Raw genomic sequence first — 20,989 nt, forward strand, 5'->3', positions numbered from 1 at the left:
CGCATTCATCCTGCAGCCGGGCAAGGGCTGCGCGGTTGGCGCCTTGTTCACGTTCAAAAGGGGACGATTCGTCCACCCTGCTGCACGACGCAGTACCACCCAACGCACCCGCCTTCACGGCCAGGAGACGCCCCATGAAGATCCAGCTCATCGCCGCCAGCGCCATCGCTACCCTCGCCCTGGCTGGCTGTGCCACCTCCCCCGGCTATGGCGGTGGCGGCTACAACAACGGCTACAACAACGGCGGCTACGGCAACAACGGCGGCTACAACCAGGGCCGTTGTGCCGACTGCGGCATCGTCACCCGCATCAACACCGTGCCCTCGGGCCGCACTGCGCCCAGCGCGACCGGCGCGATCCTCGGCGGCATCGTCGGCGCGGTGGCTGGCCACGAGATCTCCGACCACACCGGCGGCAGCCGTGGCAACAAGAACATCGCCGCCGCTGCTGGCGCGGTCGGCGGCGCGCTGGCGGGCAACCAGATCCAGAAGAACGTCACCAGCGATACCTACGACATCAGCGTGCGCATGGACGATGGCCGCACCATCGTGGTCAACCAGCGCGACCTCGGCGGCATCCGCGAAAACACCTACGTGCGCGTAGTCAACGGCAAGGTCATCCTGCGCTGATCTGCACCGGGCCGATCGCAAAGAAAAAGGCCCGCTTGCGCGGGCCTTTTTCATGCGACGGCTTGCAGCGCGATCAGGTCGGCTGCACGGCGTCGGCCTGCAGGCCTTTCTGGCCCTGCACGACGGTGAAGGTGACCTTCTGGCCTTCCTTCAGGCTCTTGAAGCCCTGGGTCTGGATGGCGCGGAAGTGCACGAACACGTCTTCGCCGTTTTCACGGCTGATGAAGCCGAAGCCCTTCGCATCGTTGAACCACTTGACGGTACCGGTCTCGCGATCAGACATCTCACTAACTCCCTGGTGACTCTCTCTTGTTGTTGGAAACGCCTGGTGGGCGGCTGACAAGCAAGGGGGAAGCGAGGTGCATCGATGCAGCGGATCGGGAAGATCTTGCTTCATCAGGCCACGATCCACGGTGACCTTGCCAAGCTCAGCGACTGCAACTTAACCCGCCCAAAACGAAAAAGCAACTGGCAAAATCTTTCACTGTCAACCCCAAAACGGCCACCATACGGGACAGCATGGGACTCTCATTCATCTTGTATCTGCTAGCGGTCATTTTTGTCCTCGCCGGCATCGCGGGCATCATTCTCCCGGCCCTGCCCGGCATCCCGCTGGTGTTCATCGGACTGCTGCTGGCGGCCTGGGCGGACGGCTTCGTCCACGTCGGCTGGCCGACCCTGGTTGCGCTGGGCGTACTGACCGTGCTCTCGCTGCTGGCGGACGTGCTGGCGACCGTAGTGGGTGCACAGCGGGTGGGTGCCAGCCGCAAGGCGCTGTGGGGCACCTTCGCCGGCAGCATCGTGGGGCTGTTCTTCATGCCCATCGGCCTGTTTGCGGGCCCACTGCTCGGCGCCCTGCTCGGCGAGTACTGGCACACCCGCGAGCTGGGCCGCTCGACCAGGGTGGGACTGGCCACCTGGCTCGGCATCCTGCTCGGCCTGGCGCTGAAACTGGCCGTAGTGATCGCGATGCTTGGCCTGTTCGCCTTCGCGTGGTTCCTGTAATCGGCACCGCCTTCACGCCGCACGCACGCGGTGGGCGTGCATAAACCGTGGGGGCTGGCCGCGACCCGGTACAGCCGCCACACTGTGCGACTCCCGTATTCACCGAAGGGCCTGCTGGAATGACCCTCCCCCCGCTGCTTCCCCGCCTCGCACCGCTGGCGCTGGCCTTGGCCAGTGCTCCGCTCGCTGCGCAGGAGTTCGCGCCCAGCGCCGAAGCCTCGCCGGCCGCATGTGCGGCGATTACCACAGACGCTGCCCGCCTGGCCTGTTATGACCGGCAGTTCGGGCGCTCCGCGCAGTCCACCGCCGAGGCCGACGCTGCCGCCGAGGCAGCAGCACAGGCCCGTCGCGAAGAACGACAGACTGCACGCGTAAGCCAGGGCGAAGAGAAACTGCGCGAGCGGGTCAGTGATCTGCTCCGCCCAGCAGAGCCCGACAGCGCGCTTGCAAACGCTGGCCGGGGCTCACTGCTGGACAGCCGCTGGGAACTGGCCGAGGACTCCAAGCTCGGCCCGTTCCAGCTGCGCGCCTACAAGCCGGTGTACCTGCTGCCTGCGTTCTGGACCAGCGACCGCAACACCACACCGCATTCGCCGAATCCGGCCAACACGGTCACCACGCCGCAGGTGCTGGACAGTGCCGAGCTGAAGTTCCAGATCAGTTTCAAGACCAAGATCGCCGAGAACCTGTTCGGCGACAACGGCGACATCTGGGCCGGCTACACCCAGAGCTCGCGCTGGCAGGCCTACAACAGCGAGGATTCGCGCCCCTTCCGCGAAACCAATTACGAACCGGAAGTGATGATGGTCTTCCGCAACGGCTACTCGATCGGTGGCTGGCGCGGGCGCATGACCGGCATCGCGCTGAACCACCAGTCCAATGGCCGGGCCGACCCACTGTCGCGCAGCTGGAACCGGGTCATGCTCAACATCGGCCTGGACCGCGAGAACTGGGCGCTGGTGCTGCGCCCCTGGTACCGCATCCCGGAAACCCGCAGCGATGACAACAACCCGGACATCGAGGATTACATGGGCCGCGGTGACGCGACCCTGACCTGGAACCGCAACGGCCACGAAGTCTCGTTGATGGCACGCCATTCGCTGCGCACCGGCAGCCGCTCGCACGGCGCCCTGCAGCTGGATTACGGCTTCCCGATCAGCAACCTGCTGCGCGGCCATGTGCAGGTCTTCGACGGCTACGGCGAAAGCCTGATCGATTACAACCACAAGGCCACCTACGTGGGCGTGGGTGTGTCCCTGCTGGAGTGGTTCTGATGGACGTGACGATCTGGCACAACCCGGCCTGCAGCAACTCGCGCGGCGCACTGAAGCTGATCCGCGATGCAGGCTTCGATCCGGAGGTGATCGAATACCTGGGCAACCCACCCGATGCGGCCACGCTGCGCCAGGTGCTGGCCGAATCCGGACTGGACGCGCGGGCGCTGGTGCGCAACAAGGAGGCGCAGTTCACCGAACTTGGCCTGGAGGATGCGGACGAGGCCACGCTGCTGGCCGCGATGGCCGAACACCCGCGGCTGATCAACCGCCCCGTGGTGCGCACGCCCAAGGGTACACGGCTGTGCCGGCCGCCGGAAACGGTGCTGGAGATCCTGTAACCCGCACTGCCAGAGCCGAGCCCTGGCCGGCTGCTGCCCGGCTGCTGCTCGCGTGCCACCCGTGAATGCAGCCGAGCGTGGCTCGGCGCTGCAGAACGGGCTACTGCCAGTCGGTGATGCCCTCGCGGCGATACACCTCGGCGAACGCCGGGCGCGCCTTCATCGACGTGGCATGCGCCTTCAGCGCCGGCCAAGTGTCGCTGGGCCTCGGCATGTTGCGCGACCAGCGCATCAGCATCACCAGCATGTAGTCGGCCACGCAGGGCGTGGCGCCCAGCAGGTAGGGGCCATGTGCATGCAGGTGCGCGGCCACATGCTGCCAGGCCGCTTCCAGGCGCTGCCGTGCCATCCCGCGGCTGGCCTCGATATTCGCCTCGCCCGCCATTTCGTGTGGATAGAACCATGCTCGATAGGCCGGCTGCAGCGTATTGGCACACCAGAACATCCAACGGTAGGCATCGGCGCGCTGCGGTGTGCCCAGCGCGGGCAGCAGGTTGGCGTCCGGATGGCGATCAGCCAGGTACAGTGCAATGGCCGCCGCTTCGGTCAGTACCAGGCCATCGATCAGCAGCGTCGGCACCACGCCAGCAGGGTTCAGTGCCAGGTACTCAGCCGACTTGTGCTCGCGTGCGTCGAAATCCAGCAGCACCAGTTCGTGCTCGATGCCGAGTTCGATCAGCAGCCAGTGCACCACCAGGGCGGCGGTGCTGGTCGAACCATACAGCGTGGTGCTCATGCGCAAGTCCCGGGTGGATGAATCGGCCGATTATGCCCTGCACGGGCAATCGTTGCTCAGCCGCAGCGGCTCATGCAGGTATCGCGGCCTTCGCTACAGGACATGATCGGCGTGCGTATCGCGCAGTCGTGTGTCTTCAGTTCACAGGAACGGCGCAGTTCGGGATTGGCAACGTCCTTGCAGCGTTTGTCCGGCGCCGGCACCATCTGTTGTTCGCAGCTGAAGTCGTTGCTGCCGATACTCCCCCGCGCCATGCAGCTCCGATAATCGGCCTGGCATTGCACGCGGCACTGCGAGGAGGCGGAGAAATCCGCACCTTCATAGGAGGACGTTGTGCTGCAGCCGGCCAGGACCAGCAGGAACACAGTCGCGACGGATCGATGCAGGCGCATGGGCACATCCAGTGCAGGGATGTGCCGACCCTAGCAGACTACGGTTACTCGTGCAGGCCCGACGCGCGCCCCGATCAGTACACGGGAACACCGGTGTCGGTGCGAACGTCATTCACGGTGCCGCCGCAGGAGAGCAGGCATTGGGCGTACGGAGCGCCGCATGAAGGAAGCACCGGGGGACCGCAGTAGTTGCCGGCACCGTTGCCCCCTTCGCAGTTGTGCCGCTGCTTGTCATCGGCGATATCACTGCAACGGCTGATGACCCGGCTCTTCTCGCTTTCGCAGCTGCGCTGATCCGACTCGGCAAGGGCGCGGTTGTGGAAGTCGCACGTTGCCTTCCGGTTCTCGCAGACCGACGCGCAGATCTTCCCCGCTTCGTGGGTGGGAGGCTCGACGAAGTAACGTGGCCCGCAGGCGCTGCACGCCAGCGCAGCGACCAGCAACACGAAAACACGCGGCCACTGCAGCACGATGGACTCCCTTCCAGAACGCCAGCCAGTACGTTAGCAGAGCAGGCCACGCGCAGGCAGGCTGCACACAACAACGGCGCCACACGGGCGCCGTTGTCTGAACACTGGGCGGAAGGATTACTCCACCACCACCGGAATCTTGCCAATACGGGCCTGCCATTCGCGCGGGCCGGTCTTGTGCACCGATTCGCCGGTGGAATCGACGGCCACGGTCACGGGCATGTCCTGCACGGTGAACTCGTAGATCGCTTCCATGCCCAGGTCGGCGAAACCGACCACCTTGGCCGCCTTGATCGCCTTGGACACCAGGTAGGCCGAACCACCAACGGCCATCAGGTAGGCCGACTTGTGCTTCTTGATCGCTTCGATGGCGGCCGGGCCGCGCTCGGCCTTGCCGACCATGCCCAGCAGGCCGGTCTGCGCCAGCACCTGCTCGGTGAACTTGTCCATGCGGGTCGCCGTGGTCGGGCCGGCCGGGCCCACCACTTCGTCGCGCACAGGATCTACCGGGCCGACGTAGTAGATGAAGCGGCCCTTCAGATCCACCGGCAGTTCCTCGCCCTTGTTGAGCATGTCGACCATGCGCTTGTGCGCGGCGTCGCGGCCGGTCAGCAGCTTGCCGTTGAGCAGCAGGGTCTGGCCCGGCTTCCAGCTGGCCACGTCTTCCGGGGTGATCGTGTCCAGGTCCACGCGGGTGCCCTTGGACGCGTCATAGGTCAGTTTCGGCCAGTCTTCCAGCGACGGCGGGTCCAGCATCACCGGGCCGCTGCCATCCAGGGTGAAGTGCGCATGGCGGGTGGCCGCGCAGTTCGGGATCATCGCCACCGGCAGGTTGGCCGCGTGGGTCGGGTAATCCTTGATCTTGATGTCGAGCACGGTGGTCAGGCCCCCCAGGCCCTGCGCACCAATGCCAAGCGCGTTGACCTTCTCGTACAGCTCCAGGCGCAGCTCTTCAATGCGGTTGGACGCGCCCCGGGCCTGCAGTTCGGTGATGTCGATCGGCTCCATCAGCGCTTCCTTGGCCAGCAGCATCGCCTTCTCGGCGGTGCCACCGATGCCGATGCCGAGCATGCCCGGCGGGCACCAGCCGGCGCCCATGGTCGGCACGGTCTTCAGCACCCAGTCGACGATGGAGTCGGACGGGTTGAGCATGGCGAACTTGGTCTTCGCTTCCGAACCACCGCCCTTGGCGGCGACGATCACGTCGACGGTGTTGCCCGGCACCACCTTGACGTTGACCACGCCCGGAGTGTTGTCCTTGGTATTGATGCGCTTGCCGGCCGGATCAGCCAGCACAGAGGCGCGCAGCTTGTTGTCCGGGTGCATGTAGGCGCGGCGAACGCCCTCATTGGCCATCTCTTCCACGCCCATGGTGGCGTCGTCCCAGCGCACGTCCATGCCGATTTCCAGGAACACGGTGACGATGCCGGTGTCCTGGCAGATCGGGCGGTGGCCCTCGGCGCACATGCGCGAATTGATCAGGATCTGGGCCATCGCTTCCTTCGCGGCCGGCGACTCCTCGCGCTCGTAGGCAGCGGCGAGGTTCTTGATGTAGTCGACCGGGTGGTAGTACGAGATGTACTGCAGCGCGTCGGCGATGGACTGGATGAGGTCTTCCTGCTTGATCGATGTCACGGCTTGCTCGCTTGCTCGAGGCTGGCGGGGGTAATCCGCCCATTTTACCCCCTCCCCCGGCCCCGGGGTGGTCGTGCTGGGCGCTGGCCGGCAAGATCAGATCCAGAAGCCCTGTCACGCCCCGCCCCGTTGGCGCGTCCTTGCCCACATGAACGCCGAAACCGCTTTCCAGACCCACCGCCCACGCCTGATGGCCCTGGCCTATCGCCTGCTCGGCAGCCGCGCCGACGCCGAAGACGTGGTCCAGGATGCCTGGCTGCGCTGGTCCGGCGCCGATCCGGCCGGCGTCCGCGACCCCGAGGCCTGGCTGGTCACCACCACCACCCGGCTCGGCCTGGACCGGCTGCGTGCGGCCAAGCGCGAGCGCGCGCACTACGTCGGGCCGTGGCTGGCCGAGCCGCTGGCCGTCACGCTGGAGCCTGACCCGGCGCCCGGCCCGGCCCAGCTGCATGCGCTGGCCGACGATGTCTCGGTGGCCTTCCTGACCTTGCTCGAACAACTCGGCCCCGAAGAACGCGCCGCCTTCCTGCTGAAAGAGGCCTTCGACCACGACTATCGCGAGATCGCCGAGCTGATCGGTCACAGCGAGGCCAACTGCCGGCAGATGGTGCACCGTGCCCGGCAACGCCTGCAGGCCCGGCGGCCGCGCTTCAACGCCGATGCCAGCCAGCACCGGCAGCTGCTGGCGCGCTTCATGGACGCCTCGCAGCGCGGCGACAGCGAGGCGATCCAAGCCCTGCTGCACGCCAACGCGCAACTGGTCTCCGACGGTGGCGGCGTGGTTACCGCAGCGATCCGCCCACTGCTGGGTGCCGAGCGCATCGGCCGCCTGTTCTGGGCCATCGCACGCCGTGGCGCGGTGCATCCGGCCCACCTGGGCTGCGTCAATGGCGAGCCGGCGATTCTGCGCTTCCAGGGCGACCGCCTGCACTCGATCACCACCATCGAAGTGGTCGATGGCCGCATCGCCAACGTGTACAGCGTGTTGAATCCGGAGAAGCTGCCGGACGTTGTCACGCGCGGCGACGGTACGGCGTCCTGGTAGTGAAAGGCGGCCACTGTGGCCGCCGTGGAGCCCACGATGTCGAACCATGCCTCTCCCCGCGTCGCCTACACCCGCCTGGCCGCCGAGGCCTTCAAGGGCCTGCTGGCCACCAGCCAGGCGGTGCATGACAGCTCGGTCGATCCGACCCTGATGGAACTGGTGTTCCTGCGCGTGTCGCAGCTCAACGGCTGCGGCTACTGCATGGACATGCACGGCACTGCGCTGCGCAAGGGCGGCATCGAGCCGCGCAAGCTCGATACGCTGCCCGCCTGGCACGAAAGCCGCTTCTTTGATGCCCGTGAACGTGCGGCGCTGGGCTGGGCCGAGGCGCTGACCCGGCTGACCGACGGTGCGCCGTCGCAGGCGGCGTTCGATGCACTGGCACCGCACTTCGATGAGAAGGGCATCAGTGACCTGAGCATGGGCATTGCGGTGATCAATGCGTGGAACCGGCTGGGTGCGGGGTTGCTGCCGCCGCTGCCGTAAAAGGGGCCTGTTGGGCGGGCTGCCGCCCGGCACCCGCAGAGGCCAGAGCAACAGCTGGAGCAACGGCAGAAGCTGGCTCTTCTGCGGGTTGGCAGGGTGGGTCAGGTCGCAGGGGACGCTGCAAGTACGTCCGTGTAAGGTCGGTCGCCGCATCCATGCGGCTCACGCCCCTACGACCTGACCCACCCCGCCCTCGACAGACTTCTACTGCTGTTGGTAGGTGTCGACCTTGGTCGACACGGTAGGTCCACGCCATGCGTGGATGCGGCAGGGTCGGATCCCTTCGCTTCGCGATGGGCTCTGACCCGATCCGGGCTGATGGGGTCAGAGCCCGTTGCGTGGCAGAGGGATCGGACCCCGGTGCCGGCCACACGGCTGCACTGACCCCCTCTGCACGTATCAGGCCGCACAATATGCGCATGCCTGCTACCCCCACCGCTGGCGCCGCCGCCGCGAACAGACCCAGCCTGCGCCAGCGCTTCAGGGCGATGCGCAACCTGCCGCCGTTCCTGCGCATGGTCTGGAAAACCAGCCCCACGCTCACCCTGGCCAGCCTTGGCCTGCGGCTGATCCGGGCGCTGCTGCCGGTGGCGATGCTGTACGTGGGCAAGCTGATCATCGACAGCGCCCTGCACCTGAGCCAGCACGGTGCCGGCTTCCCGCCACTGGGCGAGGCGCTGTCCAGCGGACTGCTCAATCCACTGCTGGGCCTGCTGGCGCTGGAATTCGGCCTGGCCATCGCCTCGGACCTGCTCGGCCGGCTGGTCAGCTACGCCGATGCGCTGCTCTCGGAACTGTTCGCCAATGCCACCAGCATCCGGCTGATGGAACACGCCGCAACGCTGGACCTGGAGGACTTCGAAGACCCGGACCTGCAGGACAAGCTGGACCGTGCGCGGCGCCAGACAATGGGCCGGATGAACCTGATGAGCCAGCTGTTCGGCCAGGTACAGGACGCGATCACCGTAGCCAGCCTCGCCGTTGGCCTGCTGGTCTACGCACCGTGGCTGATCCTGCTGCTGGCGCTGGCACTGGTGCCGGCCTTCATCGGCGAATCGCACTTCAACGCGGCCGGTTACAGCCTCAACTTCCAATGGACGCCCGAGCGCCGCCAGCTCGACTACCTGCGCCAGCTCGGTGCCAGCGTGGAAACGGCCAAGGAAGTGAAGATCTACAACCTGCACCGCTTCCTGGTGGAACGCTACCGGCGGCTGTCGGTGGCGCTGTTCCAGGCCAACCGTGCACTGGCCCGGCGCCGCGCGTTCTGGGGCACGCTGCTGGCTGCACTGGGCACGCTGGGGTACTACACCGCCTACGCCTACATCGCGTGGCGCACGGTGCGCGGCGACTTTTCGATCGGCGACCTGACCTTCCTCGCCGGCAGCTTCCTGCGCCTGCGCCAGCTGCTGGAAGGCCTGCTGATCGGCTTCTCGCAGGTCGCCAGCCAGGCGCTGTATCTGGATGACCTGTTCTCGTTCTTCCAGATCGAGCCGGAAATCCACTCGCGTGAAGGCGCCGTGCGCGTGCCGCAGCCAATCCGCCAGGGCTTCGTGTTCGAGAACGTCGGCTTCCGCTATCCCGATGCCGAACAGTGGGCGGTGCGCCATCTGGATTTCCAGCTGTACGCAGGTGAAGTGCTGGCCCTGGTCGGCGAGAACGGCGCCGGCAAGACCACGCTGGTGAAACTGCTGGCACGGCTGTACGAGCCGGACGAAGGCCGGATCCTGCTCGATGGCCGCGATCTGCGCGACTACGACCTGGACGACCTGCGCGCCAACCTCGGGGTGATCTTCCAGGACTTCGTGCGCTACAGCCTCAGCGCGGGTGAGAACATCGGCGTTGGCCAGGTCGAGGCGATGGACGACCAGGCACGCATTGCCGACGCCGCAAGGCGCGGCATGGCCGAGGAAGTGATCGAGGACCTGCCCGGTGGCTACGACCAGCAGATCGGCCGGCGCTTCAAGCAGGGCGTGGACCTGTCCGGCGGCCAATGGCAGAAGATCGCCATCGCGCGCGCATGGATGCGCGATGCGCAGGTCATGATCCTGGATGAGCCAACCGCAGCGCTGGATGCGCGCAGCGAGTTCGAGGTGTTCCAGCGGTTCAGGGAACTGGCGGATAATCGCACCGCAGTGCTGATTTCCCACCGCTTTTCCTCCGTACGCATGGCCGACCGCATCCTGGTCCTGGCCGACGGCCGGATCGAGGCCAGCGGCACCCACGCGCAGCTGATGGCACAGGGTGGCCGCTACGCCGAGCTGTTCGAGCTGCAGGCGGCGGGTTATCGCTGAGAACGCCTCTCGTTCCGCCCAATGAGAACCTGTCTCATTTGAGATAGAATCACCCCCGACGACTTTTGATAGATACGCCCATGTCCACCGCTTTTGGCGCCGAAACGGTGCTTGAGGTCCGCCACTGGACCGACGCCTACTTCAGTTTCACCACCACCCGCGACAGCGGCTTCCGCTTCGAGAACGGCCAGTTCGTGATGATCGGCCTGGAAACCGAGGCGCGCCCGTTGCTGCGTGCCTACTCCATCGCCAGTGCCAACTGGGAAGAGCAGCTGGAGTTCTTCAGCATCAAGGTGCAGGACGGCCCGCTGACCTCGCGCCTGCAGCACATCAAGCCGGGCGACAAGGTGCTGGTCGGCAAGAAGCCCACCGGCACCCTGCTGATCAGCGACCTGCACCCCGGCAGGAACCTGTACCTGCTGGGCACCGGCACCGGCCTGGCGCCGTGGCTGTCAGTGATCAAGGACCCGGAAACCTACGAGCGCTTCGAGAAGGTGATCCTGTGCCACGGCGTGCGCTACGAGAAGGACCTGGCCTATCGCGATTACTTCGAGAAGGAACTGCGTGAGCACGAGTTCCTCGGCGACATGATCGGCGACAAGCTGCTGTACTACCCGGCCGTCACCCGCGAGCCCTTCGCCAACCAGGGCCGCCTGACCTCGCTGATGGAAAGCGGCCAGATGCAGCGCACCCTCGGCCTGCCGGAACTGAGCCCGGAAAACGACCGTGCGATGATCTGCGGCAGCCCGCAGATGCTGGCCGACCTTCGCACCGTGCTCGATGCCCGGGGTTTCCAGGTTTCGCCGCGCATCGGCCAGCCGGGTCACTACGTGTTTGAGCGCGCGTTCGTCGAGAAATAATCCATCGTATCTGTAGAGCCGAGCCCGCGCTCGGCTTGCGCGCGGCGCGCGCTCTCGGAGTCAGCCGGAAAAGCAGCCGAGCGTGGGCTCGGCTCTACAGCAGCGCTTCAATCGCGCCGCGCAGCTGTTCCGGCCTGGTGGTGGGCGCATGCCGCGACACCACCCGCCCTTGGCGATCAACCAGGAACTTGCTGAAATTCCACTTGATACGGGCACTGCCAAGCAGGCCGCGCTTCTCGCGTGACAGCCAGGCCCACAACGGATCAGCCCCCTCGCCGTTGACCTCGATCTTCTCCGACAGCGGAAAGCTGACCGGATAGTCCAGCGAACAGAACTGGCGGATCTGCGCCGCATCCCCAGGCTCCTGCGCACCGAACTGGTTGCAGGGAAAGCCGATCACCACCAGGCCGCGCTCGCGATAGTCCTGCCAGAGCTGTTCCAGCCCCCTGTACTGCGGGGTGAAGCCACAGCGGCTGGCGACGTTCACCAGCGGCAACGGGTGGCCCTGATAACGGGCCAACGCATGCGGCTGGCCGTCGAGGTCACGGAAACTGAAATCGTAGGCGCTGGTCATGATGGCGGGCCGTGGGCGGTGAATGCATGGTACCCGCGCCCGGCCCCGGCAACATGCCTTTTGACACAAGTGCGGACGCCGCCGGCCGGGTTACCCTCGGGCCCTTGTTTGCCTTACCGGAGTTCCTGCCTTGACCACCCGCCTTGCCCTTGCCGTGGCCATGTCCCTCGGCCTTGCCCTGCCCGCCTTCTCGGCCGGCGCCGCCCCGGCCGCCAGCAGCACCGCTCAGCAGGCCAATCCGTTCTTCGCCGAAAGCCCGTTGCCGCTGCACTTCCCACAGTTCGACAGGATCAAGGACAGCGACTTCGCCCCGGCCTTCGACGCCGGCATGGCGCAGCAGCTGAAGGAAGTGGAAGCGATCGCCAACAACAAGGCCAAGCCGACCTTCGACAACACCATCATCGCCCTGGAGAAGAGCGGTGACATCCTCGACCGTGCGACCACCGTGTTCTTCAGCCTGGTCGGCGCCGACACCAATGACACCCGCAAGAAGCTGCAGGCCGACTACTCGGCGAAGTTCGCCGCGCACAGCGATGCGATCGCGCTGAACGGCAAGCTGTTCGCCCGCATCCAAGCGCTGTATGACACCCGCAGCCAGCTGGGCCTGGACGCCGAAGGCGTGCGCCTGGTCGAGAAGTACTACGACAACTACGTGCGCGCCGGCGCCAAGCTGTCCGAGGCCGACAAGGCCAAGCTGAAGGAGATGAACGCCGAACTGGCCAGCCTGGGCACCAGGTTCAGCCAGAACGTGCAGTCGGAAGTGAACGCCTCGGCGATCACCGTCGACGACGTCAAGGAACTGGACGGGCTGTCCAAGGAGCAGATCGCCGCCGCCGCCGAAGCCGCCAAGGCCCGGGGCCTGGAAGGCAAGTATGTAATCACCCTGCTCAACACCACCGGCCAGCCGCCGCTGACCAACCTGGCCAACCGCGCCCTGCGCCAGAAGATCTACGAAGCGTCGGTCAGCCGCGGCAGCCGCGGCGGTGAGTTCGACAACACCGCGCTGGTTTCGCGCATCATGCAGCTGCGTGCCGACAAGGCCAAGCTGATGGGCTTCCCGAACTTCGCCGCCTACAACCTGACCAACCAGACCGCCAAGACGCCGGAAGCGGTCAACGCGATGCTGGGCAAGCTGGCCCCGGCCGCGGTGGCCAACGCCAAGCGCGAAGCCGCCGACCTGCAGGCGATGATCGACCAGGAACAGAAGGCCGCAGGCAAGCCGACCTTCAAGCTGGAACCGTGGGACTGGGCCTTCTACAGCGAGAAGGTGCGCCAGGCCAAGTACAACTTCGACGAGTCGCAGCTGAAGCCGTACTTCGAAATGAAGAACGTGCTGGAGAACGGCGTGTTCCATGCCGCCAACCTGGAATTCGGCCTGACCTTCAAGCAGCGCACAGACCTGCCGGTCTACCACGACGACGTGACCGTCTACGACGTGTTCGACGCCGACGGCAGCCAGCTGGCAATCTTCATCTTCGACCCGTACGCACGCGCCTCCAAGCGCGGCGGCGCGTGGATGAACTCCTACGTCTCGCAGTCGAAGCTGACCGGCTTCAAGCCGGTGGTCGCCAATCACCTGAACATCCCGAAGCCGCCGGCCGGCCAGCCGACCCTGCTGACCTGGGACGAGGTGAACACCACCTTCCACGAGTTCGGCCACGCCCTGCACGGCATGTTCTCCAATGTGAAGTACCCGTACTTCTCGGGCACCTCGGTGCCGCGTGACTTCGTCGAGTTCCCCTCGCAGGTGAACGAGATGTGGGCCGACAACCCGGTCATCCTGAAGAACTACGCCAAGCACTACCAGAACGGTTCGGCGATGCCGCAGGCGCTGCTGGACAAGGTGCTGGCGGCGGCCAAGTTCAACCAGGGCTTCGCCACCACCGAGTACCTGGGTGCAGCGATGCTGGACCAGCGCTGGCACCAGATCGGTGCCGACCAGGTGCCGGCCGCCAAGGACGTGATGGCCTTCGAGCGCGCCGCGCTGGAGAAGGACGGCATCTACTACGCGCCGGTGCCGCCGCGCTACAAGACCCCGTACTTCAGCCACATCATGGGTGGCTACTCGGCCGGCTACTACGCCTACATCTGGTCGGAAGTGCTCGACGCCAACACCCAGAAGTGGTTCAAGGACAACGGCGGCCTGAGCCGCAAGAACGGCGACCACTTCCGCGCCACCCTGCTGTCCAAGGGTGGCAGCGTCGACGCGATGCAGCTGTTCCGCGATTTCGCCGGCCACGAGCCGCAGATCGAACCGCTGCTGGAAAAGCGTGGCCTGACCGGCGCCGGCAACTGATCGCCTGCGCGCTAGCGTGAAACGAAAACCGCCCGGGAGACCGGGCGGTTTTTTTTCGTTGAGGTCATCGCCGGAACAATCGTTCCCACCATCGTTTCTGCGTGTTTGCCGCCGGAGCCGTATCCGTATCCAGGGTTTCCGGCACGAACTGCGCCAGCTGCGCCGCGACGGCCTCTGCGTACAGCAACGCGCCATCGGGGGCGCAGTTGAGCAGATTGCTCATGCTGGTCGATGCGTTGAGGTCCATCGGATTCGGCTCGACCACCTCGCTTGCTTCCAGCAATCCGCATCCCTTGCCGATGGCATCATCGACAACGCTCCAGAACACGGCCAGTCGACCATCGGAGAACAGCTCGTGCAGACGCGCGCGCAGGTCATTGTCCCCGGCGTAGTCCGCGCGCATCTGCTTCAGCCGGTCATGCGTGATGAACACACCACCACCGTAGTTTTCGCGCAGGTGGTTGCCTGCAGCGGCGTCCGCCCACTGTGGCGGCACCAGTTGCCGCCAGTCCGCGAAATAGCGGGCAACCACCGGATCGTCGATGAAGAACGAAAGGGCGCTCCCGCGAAGATAGTGATACCGGCGCAGGTGACCGGCCACGATCGCCAGGTACAAAGCATGCCCCTTCTCGAAGGGCACGTCTGCGCTGATCGAGCGAGCCTCGTCGATGCGTTCCTGGAGCTGCTCCATGTAGAACGGCTCGATCCGGAATTGCTGCTGCAGCGGCTCAACCAGCGTCGCGTCCTCCAGCGCACGGAAATAGAGGCCACGGATTTCCGAGTCCGCGACTGGATGGTAGGTGATGTCCCAACCCATGCTGCAACGCCTTCAGGAATGCGGTAATGCCGCCGACCCGACAGCTTAGCGTCGTCGGCACCCTTGCGGAGAGCAGGCCGTGCAATACCCGTAGTCAACGTCAATGAGTGTCGTATCAGGCCTGATCTATCCCTCTCTCCCGACGCAACACTACCGTGGCACCACGTACCCGCCCGGCACGCCTTCCGGCGACAGCACCAGCTGCCACAGCTGCGCGTGCCGGCAGCGGAAGGTGGCCATCGACCCGGCCAGGTAGAAGCGCCACATGCGGCGGAAATGCTCGTCATAGCGCGCATCCAGCCGTGGCCACGCTGCTTCCACGTTGCGCCGCCATGCCTGCAGGGTCAGGTCGTAGTCGGTGCCGAAGTTGTGCCAGTCTTCCAGCACGAAACGGCCTTCGAACGCCCGGGTGATCTGCGCCGCCGACGGCAGCATCGAGTTGGGAAAGATGTAGCGCGCGATCCACGGGTCGGTGCGATGCCGGGAGACGTTGGTGCCGATGCTGTGCAACAGCAGCAGGCCACGCGGCGACAGGCAGCGTTTGGCCACCTCGAAGAAGCTGGCGTAGTTCTTGTCACCGACGTGCTCGAACATGCCGATCGAGAAGATCGCATCGAACGGTTCGTCCAGCTCGCGGTAGTCCTGCAATCGGATCTCGATCGGCAGGCCCGCGCACAGGTTCCGCGCGAACTCGGCCTGCTCCTGCGAAATCGTCACGCCGACGCCACTCACACCGTAGCGCTCAGCGGCGAACTTCAGCGCTTCGCCCCAACCACAGCCGATGTCCAGCACACGCTGGCCCGGGCGCAGGCCCAGCTTGCGGCAGACCAGGTCCAGCTTGGCTTCCTGCGCGGCATCGAGATCATCGGCATTGCGCCAGTAGCCGCAGCTGTAGACCAGACGCTGGCCCAGCATGGCCTGGTAGAGATCGTTGCCGAGGTCGTAGTGGCGGCGGCCGACCTCGTAGCTGCCCTGCCCGGCCTGCAGGTTGAACAGGCGCGCCTTCAGCGCATCGGCCACTTCGCGCCAGCCGTGCACCCGTTCATCCAGGTGCGCCTGCATCAGATGGACAAGGAATTCATCCAGGACGTTGGCATCCCACCAGCCGTCCATGTAGCTCTCGCCCAGGCCGAGCGAGCCGTGGGCCATGACCCGCGCGAAAAAGCGCGGGTCATGCACCTGGATGTCCTGCGGCTGGGTACCGCCGATGCGGACCCCGGCTTCGTGAAGCAGGCCGGTGACCCGCTCCTGCAACCCTGTATCCACGCCACCTCCTCCACTGCGGTCAACCGCGTGCGAACAGCTCCACGTAGTCCCTGGCCACGTGCGGCAACAGCACCGCCGCCGGTACATCGGCGGTCTGGGTGCCGTCCGAGTATGGACCCACCTGGTACGGAGGGAAAACAAAGCGCAGCGCGGTGATCTGCCCCTTGTCGTCGGTCAGTGGCTGGAACTGGCTGAAATTGTCGGCCTGCGGGCCAGTCCCGTCGGCGATCATGCGCGATGCGTTGCGCAGCGATTCCTGCAGTTGGGCCGGGTCCATGTCCTCGCCGCTGAGCCGCGTGGCCACGCGTTCGCGCAGCTGGTCGGCGACGAACTCACTGATCACCTTCCAGCCCTTGGCATCGGTCACCAGCTTGTCGGCACTGAGCATCTGCTGCTGCTGCGGCAGCCATACGAAGCGCGCCACCAGCGGTTCGCCGTGGGCGCCACCGGTGTAGCGGCTGCCATCAGCACTGACCACCACCAGCTGCGGGGTTTCCAGCAGTTTCTCGAAACTCAGCGACAGCTCGTAGGGCATGGTCGGCTTGTCGTTGCCGAGCCCGTCCAACGCCTGTTGCAGGTCACTGCGCGCACTCGTCGCATAGTTCTGTAGCGCACGGGCCAACCCCGGATAACGGTCGATGCCGGCCGGGTAGCTGATGCCCACCACTTCGCGCTCGTTGTTCTCGATCACGTCGCGCAGGTCCAGCGGCGCTTCCGTGGCCGGCGTTTCGACTGCGGCGGTGGCCTCGACGGCGGGAGCCGCCTCAGCCGCCGGTGCCGGCTCGCTTTCACGCTGGCAACCGGCCAGCAACAGCACGCCCACCACGCCGGCCAACGCACTGCCGCGCAGTGGCCGGTTGTTTCCAATCTTCATCGGGATCCCCTGTTCATGTTTGTACATCATCGCCTGCCATGGCTGAAGCGTGGCCCGCTGGCACTCAGCCAACGAGCAGGTCGTGGTACTCCTCGTGCCGCTGCAGGAAAGCCTCGGCGTAGGAACAGGCCGGCACCACCTTGTACTTCTGCTCGCGGGCGAAACGCAGTGCCACGCGGGTCAGCTCACCGGCGATGCCACGGCCGGCGATCGGCTCAGGCACCTCGGTGTGGGTGATGACCATGCGTTTGCGCTTGATCTGGTAGTCCAGCACCGCCAGCTGTCCACGCACACGGGCGGTGAAGCGATGGTTGGCCAGGTCGTGTTCGACCTCATAGGCCAGACCGGGGGGCGTGACCGAAGCCATGGAACTGTCTCCTGCGGCGACTGCGTGGATGGTGCGCAGCCGGGCGCCATGATCGCGTGAAGCCTGAACAGGGGCAAGTCTGATCCATTCACGTCAGTTTGCGACCCTCAAGCTGGAGCGCTGACGGCCGCTATCGCCTGTGGAGGGGTACGGCCAGCTTGGCACGCCCCTTGCGACCGTTGACCATGCGCACCCCCGCGGAGGCTCCGATGCACCCCAGCGATTCCCATTCAGATACTGACCGCGCCCTGCTGGAGGGCCTGCTGCAACTTGCGGTGGAAGGGCAGACCGAAGACCAGGATTTCCAGCGCATCGGCGAGGAAGTGTTCGCCCGCCTGCTGGATACCTACGGCCAGCAGCACACGCTCTGAAAACCGGGGCGAATCGTCACCGATTCGCCCCGCTACCCGCTTCAACCGCCGCCGAGGCGGAAGGTCGGGTTGGAAAGCTCGCGCAGGAAGTGGGTGAAGATGCTCGGCTGCATGGCCAGCATGAAAATCACACCGAACGCCGCGCCCGCCAGGTGGGCGCTGTGGTTGATGCGGTCGCCGCCGCGCTTGTCCATCCAGATGCTGTAGCCGACATAGAACGCGGCATAGATGATCGCCGGTGCCGGGATGAAGAACACCAGGATGATCGACCACGGCTTGATCAGGATGAAGGCGAACAGCACCGCCGATACCGCCCCGGACGCGCCAAGGCTGAGGTAGTTCGGGTTCTTCTGGTTCTTCAGGTAGCTGGGCAGGATCGAGACCAGCAGCGCGCCGATGTAGAACGCCGGGTAGGTCAGGTAGCTGCCGGTCAGCTGCACCATCACGCTCTCGATGAATCCCCCGAAGAAGAACAGGGTGATCATGTTGAAGATCAGGTGCGACCAGTCGGCGTGGATGAAGCCATAGGTCACCAGCCGGTCGTACTGGCGGTGACGGTCGATGGCCGGCGGCCACAGGATCAGGCGGTCGGCCAGCTTGCGATTGTTGAACGCCATCCACGACAGGAGGGCGGTGATGGCGATCAACAGCAGATTGACGGGGGTCATGTCAGGCTCAGGCGCTACGGTAGTTGTCGACCATACGATAGCGTTTCGCGTACCAACCGAAGGCCAACGCCGCGACGAAGGCGAAACCGGCAAAGAAGAACATCAGGAATGCCGCCTCGCTGAGGCCTGTACTGGCGATCTTGTGGGTCACCGCGTCGTTGCGCACGGCAGCGTTCGACAGCAGCACCCACAGGTTGCCGATGGTGGTGGTCAGGTTCCAGAAGCTCATCACCACGCCCTTCATCGCCTGCGGCGCCTGGCTGTAGGCGAACTCCAGGCCGGTGGCCGAGACCAGCACCTCACCGAAGGTCAGCAATGCATACGGCAGGATCTGCCAGAAGATCGACAAAGCGTTGCCGCCGTCCATCACCACCTGGATGCCGCCGACCACGATCCAGGCCAGGCCACTGAAGGCGATGCCGGCGGTCATGCGGCGCAGCGCAGTCGGCTCCAAGCCGAAGCGGCGCAGGGCCGGGTACAGCACCAGGTTGTTGAACGGAATCAGGATCATCACCAGCAGCGGGTTCAGCGCCTGCATCTGCGAGGCGGTGAACCAGCTCGGCATCTGCATCTGCTGGCCCTGCAGGACCCAGGTCGAGGCCTTCTGGTCGAACAGCGAGAAGAACGGCGTGGTCAGCGCGAAGATCACCAGCACGCGCAGCACCGAGCGCACGCCTTCCACGGCTTCGGCTGGATGCTGGCCACGGGCCCGGTCCAGCTGCAACCAGGTGCCGCCACCGATGCCGGCGAGAATGGCCACCAGCGCCAGGCACAGGCAGATCACGATGCCCAGCGAACCGACCAGGCCGAACGACGCCGCTGCCAGCACCAGGCCGAGCACGGCGATCACCAGGCCCGGGCGGCCCTGGCCGGCCGCGCGTGCGGTCAGCGCAGTGCGCACCACGTTGGCGAACGAGTGCGGGTCCTTCGGTGGCAGCGGCACCAGCACGTAACGCTTGCGGCCCAGCCAGAACACGAAGGTGGCGATGAACATCAGGATGCCCGGGATGCCGAACGCCCACTGCGGGCCCCAGTTCTTCAGCGCCAGCGGGATCAGCAGCGAGGCGAACAGCGAGCCGAAGTTGATGATCCAGTAGAAGGCGTCGAAGACGATCTTGGCCAGGTGCTTGTTGCTCTGGTCGAACTGGTCGCCCATGAAGGAGGCCACCAGCGGCTTGATGCCACCGGCACCCAGGGCGATCAGGCCCAGGCCGAGGAAGAAGCCCTCGCGGCTGTTCTCGAACAGGGCAAGGCACAGATGGCCGGCGCAGTAGACCAGGCTGAACCAGAGGATGGTGTGGTACTTGCCGAAGAACCTGTCGGCCAGCCAACCTCCGAGCAGCGGGAAGAAATACACACCGATCATGAAGCTGTGCATGATGTCCTTGGCTTCACCGGCACGGCCTTCGGCTGTGATTTCCTGCAACAGCAGCGAGGTGATCAGGAACTGCACCAGGATGTTGCGCATCCCGTAGAAACTGAACCGCTCGCAGGCCTCATTGCCGATGATGTACGGGATCTGGCGCGGCATCTTTCCCTGGCCGGCGATGGGGGCAACTGCGTCGTGGCTCATCCTGTAAGGCATTCCTGCAAAGCGAAAGGCGCAAGGTTACCGGAACCGGGCCTTGCGAAGCACGCTGCAGGGCTGCATGACAACGGTGCCCATCCATGGCAGGCAACCGCGCTCCGTGCCGGAAGTCACGGCACCTGCACGACAAAAGCGTAAACTTATCGTTATGCGCCCCCTCCCCCCCGCCCGTCTCCTGCTCAGTTGCCTGATGCTGCTGATGGCGTTGCAGGCACAGGCGCGGCCGCAGGCACCGGCCACGGCGGCCAGCGAAAGCGGCTCCCGCCAGCTGACGGTGGCCGCGCTGGAGCTGCCCAGCCACGATGATGCGCAATGGAAGTTGCGCCGCGAGCAGGTCGCGCAGTTGCTGACCGACCTGCAGCCGGACGTGATCTCGGTGCAGCAGGTGCTGCAGCAGCAGGGCCGCAACCCGGCCTGCTGGCTGGCCAGCCGGCTGCGTTACAGCTGCGACTTCGTTACCGCCGATCCACCCAGCCAGACATTGCGGCATGGCAACGCGATGCTGACCCGGCTGCCGGTCAGCGAGGACGGCGTGACCCTGCTGCATCCTCCCGGCACCTTCAGCGCGGCCGGCATGATGCGGCTGAAGCTGGGCGAGGCGCTGGTCAACATCTATGTGGCACGGCTCCGCCCCGACCCGGACGAGGCCGCCGCGCGCCAGCACCAGACCAGCGACCTGATGACCTGGATTGGTGCCACCGCCGAGGGCATGCCCAGCCTGATCGCCGGCGACTTCTCGGCCAACACGATGGAACTGGTGCGCAGCACGCCGGGCTTCCAGCCGGCGCGGCGCAATCCCGGCGGCCGAGCCGAGGCGCCTGCGGCCAGTGGCGGGGGCAGCACTGGCCATGGTCTGGATGTGCTCTTCCAGGTCAAGCATTTCGACGGCATCCGCCAGCAGCCGATCCTGCTGCCGGCCGACGGCGACCTGCCCGGCCTGCGCCTGGGCGTGATGGCCACGTTGCGCCTGCAAGGCAATACGGCCACCGCCGAATAGGGAGTAC

At 65.7% G+C, this 20,989-nt stretch carries 23 protein-coding genes; 11 read left to right on the plus strand and 12 right to left on the minus strand.

Features of this window, described 5'->3' with window-relative positions; translation table 11 throughout:
- Positions 1 to 134: 134 nt before the first annotated feature.
- Positions 135 to 629 (plus strand): glycine zipper 2TM domain-containing protein, encoded by a 495-nt coding sequence (locus AC5P6A_RS17585; RefSeq protein ID WP_005410289.1) that lies wholly within the window; start codon positions 135 to 137, stop codon positions 627 to 629.
- 73 nt (positions 630 to 702) lie between these two features.
- On the opposite strand, the gene AC5P6A_RS17590 is transcribed toward AC5P6A_RS17585, so the two are convergent.
- Positions 703 to 912 carry a cold-shock protein gene (locus AC5P6A_RS17590; RefSeq protein ID WP_005410290.1) on the minus strand — a complete coding sequence of 70 codons (210 nt, stop codon included), beginning with the start codon at positions 910 to 912 and terminating at the stop codon, positions 703 to 705.
- Between the two features lie 236 nt (positions 913 to 1,148).
- Here AC5P6A_RS17590 and AC5P6A_RS17595 point away from each other — a divergent pair, with 236 nt between their 5' ends.
- From AC5P6A_RS17595 to arsC, 3 genes are all read left to right on the plus strand, one after another.
- Positions 1,149 to 1,634 carry a DUF456 domain-containing protein gene (locus AC5P6A_RS17595; protein ID WP_019660426.1) on the plus strand — a complete coding sequence of 162 codons (486 nt, stop codon included), beginning with the start codon at positions 1,149 to 1,151 and terminating at the stop codon, positions 1,632 to 1,634.
- A 119-nt stretch (positions 1,635 to 1,753) separates the two neighbouring features.
- A complete protein-coding gene (locus tag AC5P6A_RS17600) occupies positions 1,754 to 2,908 on the plus strand; it encodes a phospholipase A (protein ID WP_019660427.1) in 1,155 nt (384 codons plus the stop codon).
- A complete protein-coding gene (gene arsC / locus AC5P6A_RS17605; RefSeq protein ID WP_019660428.1) occupies positions 2,908 to 3,249 on the plus strand; it encodes an arsenate reductase (glutaredoxin) in 342 nt (113 codons plus the stop codon). Before AC5P6A_RS17600 ends, arsC begins: the two co-directional genes overlap by 1 nt.
- A gap of 100 nt (positions 3,250 to 3,349) precedes the next feature.
- Here the strand turns inward: arsC and AC5P6A_RS17610 are convergent, their stop codons facing one another.
- From AC5P6A_RS17610 to AC5P6A_RS17625, 4 genes are all read right to left on the minus strand, one after another.
- Positions 3,350 to 3,985, minus strand: a complete 636-nt coding sequence (locus tag AC5P6A_RS17610; protein ID WP_019660429.1) for a glutathione S-transferase family protein — start codon at positions 3,983 to 3,985, stop codon at positions 3,350 to 3,352.
- A 56-nt stretch (positions 3,986 to 4,041) separates the two neighbouring features.
- Positions 4,042 to 4,377 carry a hypothetical protein gene (locus AC5P6A_RS17615; protein ID WP_019660430.1) on the minus strand — a complete coding sequence of 112 codons (336 nt, stop codon included), beginning with the start codon at positions 4,375 to 4,377 and terminating at the stop codon, positions 4,042 to 4,044.
- Positions 4,378 to 4,451: 74 nt separating this feature from the next.
- On the minus strand, positions 4,452 to 4,847 hold the full coding sequence (locus AC5P6A_RS17620) for a hypothetical protein (protein WP_021203025.1): 396 nt from the start codon (positions 4,845 to 4,847) through the stop codon (positions 4,452 to 4,454).
- 117 nt (positions 4,848 to 4,964) lie between these two features.
- Positions 4,965 to 6,482: a fumarate hydratase gene (locus AC5P6A_RS17625; RefSeq protein WP_019660432.1), complete on the minus strand. Its 1,518-nt coding sequence runs from the start codon at positions 6,480 to 6,482 to the stop codon at positions 4,965 to 4,967.
- 148 nt (positions 6,483 to 6,630) lie between these two features.
- Here AC5P6A_RS17625 and AC5P6A_RS17630 point away from each other — a divergent pair, with 148 nt between their 5' ends.
- The 4 genes from AC5P6A_RS17630 to AC5P6A_RS17645 all read left to right on the plus strand — a co-directional run bounded on the left by AC5P6A_RS17630 (position 6,631) and on the right by AC5P6A_RS17645 (position 11,164).
- The gene (locus AC5P6A_RS17630) at positions 6,631 to 7,527 is read left to right on the plus strand and encodes an RNA polymerase sigma-70 factor (protein ID WP_019660433.1); all 897 of its coding nucleotides are present in this window, start codon (positions 6,631 to 6,633) and stop codon (positions 7,525 to 7,527) included.
- 36 nt (positions 7,528 to 7,563) lie between these two features.
- Positions 7,564 to 8,013, plus strand: a complete 450-nt coding sequence (locus AC5P6A_RS17635; protein ID WP_171952827.1) for a carboxymuconolactone decarboxylase family protein — start codon at positions 7,564 to 7,566, stop codon at positions 8,011 to 8,013.
- Between the two features lie 419 nt (positions 8,014 to 8,432).
- On the plus strand, positions 8,433 to 10,304 hold the full coding sequence (locus tag AC5P6A_RS17640; protein ID WP_227844590.1) for an ABC transporter ATP-binding protein: 1,872 nt from the start codon (positions 8,433 to 8,435) through the stop codon (positions 10,302 to 10,304).
- An 80-nt stretch (positions 10,305 to 10,384) separates the two neighbouring features.
- Positions 10,385 to 11,164 carry a ferredoxin--NADP reductase gene (locus tag AC5P6A_RS17645; RefSeq protein ID WP_019660436.1) on the plus strand — a complete coding sequence of 260 codons (780 nt, stop codon included), beginning with the start codon at positions 10,385 to 10,387 and terminating at the stop codon, positions 11,162 to 11,164.
- A 94-nt stretch (positions 11,165 to 11,258) separates the two neighbouring features.
- Here AC5P6A_RS17645 and AC5P6A_RS17650 read toward each other — a convergent pair whose 3' ends face one another.
- Positions 11,259 to 11,738 (minus strand): glutathione peroxidase, encoded by a 480-nt coding sequence (locus AC5P6A_RS17650; protein ID WP_180876615.1) that lies wholly within the window; start codon positions 11,736 to 11,738, stop codon positions 11,259 to 11,261.
- 130 nt (positions 11,739 to 11,868) lie between these two features.
- Between AC5P6A_RS17650 and AC5P6A_RS17655 the strand changes: the two genes are divergently transcribed.
- Positions 11,869 to 14,034 (plus strand): M3 family metallopeptidase, encoded by a 2,166-nt coding sequence (locus AC5P6A_RS17655; RefSeq protein ID WP_155029833.1) that lies wholly within the window; start codon positions 11,869 to 11,871, stop codon positions 14,032 to 14,034.
- Positions 14,035 to 14,098: 64 nt separating this feature from the next.
- On the opposite strand, the gene AC5P6A_RS17660 is transcribed toward AC5P6A_RS17655, so the two are convergent.
- From AC5P6A_RS17660 to AC5P6A_RS17675, 4 genes are all read right to left on the minus strand, one after another.
- Complete coding sequence (locus AC5P6A_RS17660; protein WP_134732269.1) at positions 14,099 to 14,851, minus strand: hypothetical protein; 753 nt, start codon at positions 14,849 to 14,851, stop codon at positions 14,099 to 14,101.
- Between the two features lie 150 nt (positions 14,852 to 15,001).
- Entirely contained in the window at positions 15,002 to 16,117 is a 1,116-nt protein-coding gene (gene cfa, locus AC5P6A_RS17665) for a cyclopropane fatty acyl phospholipid synthase (RefSeq protein ID WP_134735844.1), read from the minus strand.
- Between the two features lie 19 nt (positions 16,118 to 16,136).
- On the minus strand, positions 16,137 to 17,018 hold the full coding sequence (locus AC5P6A_RS17670) for a DUF3298 and DUF4163 domain-containing protein (RefSeq protein ID WP_227844591.1): 882 nt from the start codon (positions 17,016 to 17,018) through the stop codon (positions 16,137 to 16,139).
- Positions 17,019 to 17,055: 37 nt separating this feature from the next.
- Positions 17,056 to 17,358, minus strand: a complete 303-nt coding sequence (locus AC5P6A_RS17675; protein WP_005417588.1) for a GNAT family N-acetyltransferase — start codon at positions 17,356 to 17,358, stop codon at positions 17,056 to 17,058.
- A gap of 209 nt (positions 17,359 to 17,567) precedes the next feature.
- Between AC5P6A_RS17675 and AC5P6A_RS17680 the strand changes: the two genes are divergently transcribed.
- Positions 17,568 to 17,729 carry a hypothetical protein gene (locus AC5P6A_RS17680; protein WP_167692790.1) on the plus strand — a complete coding sequence of 54 codons (162 nt, stop codon included), beginning with the start codon at positions 17,568 to 17,570 and terminating at the stop codon, positions 17,727 to 17,729.
- A gap of 41 nt (positions 17,730 to 17,770) precedes the next feature.
- Here AC5P6A_RS17680 and AC5P6A_RS17685 read toward each other — a convergent pair whose 3' ends face one another.
- Both AC5P6A_RS17685 and AC5P6A_RS17690 read right to left on the minus strand, forming a co-directional pair.
- Complete coding sequence (locus tag AC5P6A_RS17685) at positions 17,771 to 18,397, minus strand: rhomboid family intramembrane serine protease (RefSeq protein ID WP_155029834.1); 627 nt, start codon at positions 18,395 to 18,397, stop codon at positions 17,771 to 17,773.
- Positions 18,398 to 18,404: 7 nt separating this feature from the next.
- Positions 18,405 to 19,970 (minus strand): POT-type proton-dependent oligopeptide transporter, encoded by a 1,566-nt coding sequence (locus AC5P6A_RS17690; protein ID WP_111098433.1) that lies wholly within the window; start codon positions 19,968 to 19,970, stop codon positions 18,405 to 18,407.
- Between the two features lie 163 nt (positions 19,971 to 20,133).
- Here AC5P6A_RS17690 and AC5P6A_RS17695 point away from each other — a divergent pair, with 163 nt between their 5' ends.
- A complete protein-coding gene (locus AC5P6A_RS17695) occupies positions 20,134 to 20,982 on the plus strand; it encodes an endonuclease/exonuclease/phosphatase family protein (RefSeq protein WP_021203014.1) in 849 nt (282 codons plus the stop codon).
- The last annotated feature ends 7 nt before the right edge of the window (positions 20,983 to 20,989 follow it).

The sequence above is a fragment of the Stenotrophomonas sp. YJH_SMC_20 genome, from assembly GCF_059367845.1.

What these genes read in the sequence shown, in the direction of transcription:
- AC5P6A_RS17650 (WP_180876615.1), bottom strand. Translation starts at nt 11,738, where the DNA reads ATGACCAGCGCCTACGATTTCAGTTTCCGTGACCTCGACGGCCAGCCG.
- AC5P6A_RS17585 (WP_005410289.1), top strand. Translation starts at nt 135, where the DNA reads ATGAAGATCCAGCTCATCGCCGCCAGCGCCATCGCTACCCTCGCCCTG.
- AC5P6A_RS17660 (WP_134732269.1), bottom strand. Translation starts at nt 14,851, where the DNA reads ATGGGTTGGGACATCACCTACCATCCAGTCGCGGACTCGGAAATCCGT.
- AC5P6A_RS17590 (WP_005410290.1), bottom strand. Translation starts at nt 912, where the DNA reads ATGTCTGATCGCGAGACCGGTACCGTCAAGTGGTTCAACGATGCGAAG.
- AC5P6A_RS17670 (WP_227844591.1), bottom strand. Translation starts at nt 17,018, where the DNA reads ATGTACAAACATGAACAGGGGATCCCGATGAAGATTGGAAACAACCGG.
- AC5P6A_RS17610 (WP_019660429.1), bottom strand. Translation starts at nt 3,985, where the DNA reads ATGAGCACCACGCTGTATGGTTCGACCAGCACCGCCGCCCTGGTGGTG.
- AC5P6A_RS17685 (WP_155029834.1), bottom strand. Translation starts at nt 18,397, where the DNA reads ATGACCCCCGTCAATCTGCTGTTGATCGCCATCACCGCCCTCCTGTCG.
- arsC (WP_019660428.1), top strand. Translation starts at nt 2,908, where the DNA reads ATGGACGTGACGATCTGGCACAACCCGGCCTGCAGCAACTCGCGCGGC.
- AC5P6A_RS17595 (WP_019660426.1), top strand. Translation starts at nt 1,149, where the DNA reads ATGGGACTCTCATTCATCTTGTATCTGCTAGCGGTCATTTTTGTCCTC.
- AC5P6A_RS17630 (WP_019660433.1), top strand. Translation starts at nt 6,631, where the DNA reads ATGAACGCCGAAACCGCTTTCCAGACCCACCGCCCACGCCTGATGGCC.
- AC5P6A_RS17615 (WP_019660430.1), bottom strand. Translation starts at nt 4,377, where the DNA reads ATGCGCCTGCATCGATCCGTCGCGACTGTGTTCCTGCTGGTCCTGGCC.
- AC5P6A_RS17635 (WP_171952827.1), top strand. Translation starts at nt 7,564, where the DNA reads ATGTCGAACCATGCCTCTCCCCGCGTCGCCTACACCCGCCTGGCCGCC.
- AC5P6A_RS17600 (WP_019660427.1), top strand. Translation starts at nt 1,754, where the DNA reads ATGACCCTCCCCCCGCTGCTTCCCCGCCTCGCACCGCTGGCGCTGGCC.
- AC5P6A_RS17690 (WP_111098433.1), bottom strand. Translation starts at nt 19,970, where the DNA reads ATGAGCCACGACGCAGTTGCCCCCATCGCCGGCCAGGGAAAGATGCCG.
- AC5P6A_RS17640 (WP_227844590.1), top strand. Translation starts at nt 8,433, where the DNA reads ATGCCTGCTACCCCCACCGCTGGCGCCGCCGCCGCGAACAGACCCAGC.
- AC5P6A_RS17695 (WP_021203014.1), top strand. Translation starts at nt 20,134, where the DNA reads ATGCGCCCCCTCCCCCCCGCCCGTCTCCTGCTCAGTTGCCTGATGCTG.
- AC5P6A_RS17680 (WP_167692790.1), top strand. Translation starts at nt 17,568, where the DNA reads ATGCACCCCAGCGATTCCCATTCAGATACTGACCGCGCCCTGCTGGAG.
- AC5P6A_RS17645 (WP_019660436.1), top strand. Translation starts at nt 10,385, where the DNA reads ATGTCCACCGCTTTTGGCGCCGAAACGGTGCTTGAGGTCCGCCACTGG.
- AC5P6A_RS17675 (WP_005417588.1), bottom strand. Translation starts at nt 17,358, where the DNA reads ATGGCTTCGGTCACGCCCCCCGGTCTGGCCTATGAGGTCGAACACGAC.